We start from the raw sequence: 1,693 nt of genomic DNA on the forward strand, positions 1-1,693 counted from the left end.
GGGGCACTTTTTTTATTTCTATATGTATAAAAAAAGTGCAACCCCTAATTATACAGAGTGTTGCACTTAATGTGTCAATTTAGAAAAGTCTTGACTGTTTTTTACATCAAGACTTTTTGTTGTTTTGTTCCTACTACATTATGGTGTTACTTCTACTTCACAAGTGGCTTTATATAAACCATCTCATGTTGTTACAGAAATTGTTGTTTTTCCTGGCCCAACTGCTTTAACTACTCCTAATAGAGGGTCAACTGTGGCAATAGATTTATTGCTTGAATCCCATGATACGCCACGATTATTCGCATTTCATGGTAAAACATTAGCGATTAATTGATGTTCCCATGCAAATGGTAAAACTAATGATTCTTCAGTTATTTCAATACCTTCAACTGGTATATATTCTTTTACTTCTACTTCACAAGTGTCTTTAAATCCACCATCTTCTGTGATTACAGTAATTGTTGCTTTTCCTAACCCAACTGCTTTAACTATTCCTTTTTTATCAACTGTGGCAACAGTTGGATTATTTGAAGACCATGTTACATCCTGATTATCAGCATTTTTTGGTAAAACAGTAGCGGTTAATTGATGCTCTCATGCGAATGGTAACTTTAATGAATGTTCAGTTAATTCAACACCTTCAACATATACATGTCATTTTGCTATTACTTCACAAGAAGCTGTATATGCACCATTTTCAGTGACTATAGTAATAATTGCAGTACCTTCATCAACTACTTTAACATTTCCATCTTGATCAACTGTAACAACAGATGGGGCACTCGTACCTCAAATTACATTTTTATTAGTTGCATTTTCTGGGAAGACAGTTGCTGTTAGTTTGGCAGTTCCATTTTCACCTAATTCTAATTTATCTTTGTCTAATGTAACACCTTCAACAAAAATTACATTTTTAGTGACAGTAAGCTTGCAAGCAACTGTATGCAAACCATCTTCAGTGGTTACAGAAATTTCTGTATTTCCTGGAACTATTGCAGTAACAAATCCGTTTTGATCAACTGTGGCAATAGATTCATTACTTGAACTTCAAGTTACATTTTTATTAGTTGCATTTTCTGGCAAGACAGTTGCTGTTAGTTTAGCAACCCTACCTTCAACTAATTCTAATTTATCTCTATCTAATCTAACGCTCGTAACTGGAGTTATCCCTTTAGCTACAATAATTTCACAAGAAGCTGTATAACCACCATTTTCAGTGACTACAGTAATAGTTGTAGTTCCTTCACTAATTGCTTTAACATTTCCAATTTGATCAACTGTGGCAATAGCAGGCTTCAATGAACTTCAAGTTACATTTTTATTAGTTGCATTTTCTGGGAAGACAGTTGCTGTTAGTTTGGCAGTTCCGTTTTCACCTAATTCTAATTTATCTTTGTCTAATGTAACACTATCAACTGAAATTGTTTGTTTTTTGGCGCAACTTGATAACACTATAGGAGTAACTACACTTGCAGATAATACACCTACACTAGAAAATAATATTGATCTAATAAATTTTAGTTCCACTCTTTTGATACCCATAATATTTTAGCATTTTAAATTAAAAATACATAAATTTATTTATATTTGGAATCAATATTCCAAACCCAGAATGACATCTTAAGTGCAACACTTGAATTATAGGTGAAGTATTAAAAAAATGTCAGCAAAAAATTATATCCACTATGTGGAT

At 32.5% G+C, this 1,693-nt stretch carries 3 protein-coding genes and 3 pseudogenes; all 6 read right to left on the reverse strand.

The features are described 5' to 3' along the window. Nucleotides 1-183: 183 nt before the first annotated feature. On the reverse strand, nucleotides 184-261 hold the full coding sequence (locus ACJROP_RS03475) for a hypothetical protein (protein ID WP_406534112.1): 78 nt from the start codon (nucleotides 259-261) through the stop codon (nucleotides 184-186). A 45-nt stretch (nucleotides 262-306) separates the two neighbouring features. Beyond that, nucleotides 307-576 (reverse strand): annotated as a pseudogene (locus ACJROP_RS03480) (Ig-like domain-containing protein); the annotation flags it as partial. A gap of 78 nt (nucleotides 577-654) precedes the next feature. Then, a pseudogene (locus tag ACJROP_RS03485) lies at nucleotides 655-771 on the reverse strand (hypothetical protein); the annotation flags it as partial. 18 nt (nucleotides 772-789) lie between these two features. Further along, nucleotides 790-1,035 (reverse strand): annotated as a pseudogene (locus tag ACJROP_RS03490) (Ig-like domain-containing protein); the annotation flags it as partial. A 12-nt stretch (nucleotides 1,036-1,047) separates the two neighbouring features. Next, nucleotides 1,048-1,299 (reverse strand): Ig domain-containing protein, encoded by a 252-nt coding sequence (locus tag ACJROP_RS03495; protein WP_406534110.1) that lies wholly within the window; start codon nucleotides 1,297-1,299, stop codon nucleotides 1,048-1,050. 6 nt (nucleotides 1,300-1,305) lie between these two features. Continuing rightward, nucleotides 1,306-1,542, reverse strand: a complete 237-nt coding sequence (locus ACJROP_RS03500) for a Vmc-like lipoprotein signal peptide domain-containing protein (RefSeq protein WP_406534111.1) — start codon at nucleotides 1,540-1,542, stop codon at nucleotides 1,306-1,308. Nucleotides 1,543-1,693: the final 151 nt, after the last annotated feature.

The organism is Methanobrevibacter sp. (genome assembly GCF_045220775.1).
Lineage (GTDB): Archaea > Methanobacteriota > Methanobacteria > Methanobacteriales > Methanobacteriaceae > Methanocatella.

Coding starts and splice junctions, on each gene's coding strand:
- ACJROP_RS03500 (WP_406534111.1), bottom strand. CDS start 1,542: ATGGGTATCAAAAGAGTGGAACTAAAATTTATTAGATCAATATTATTT.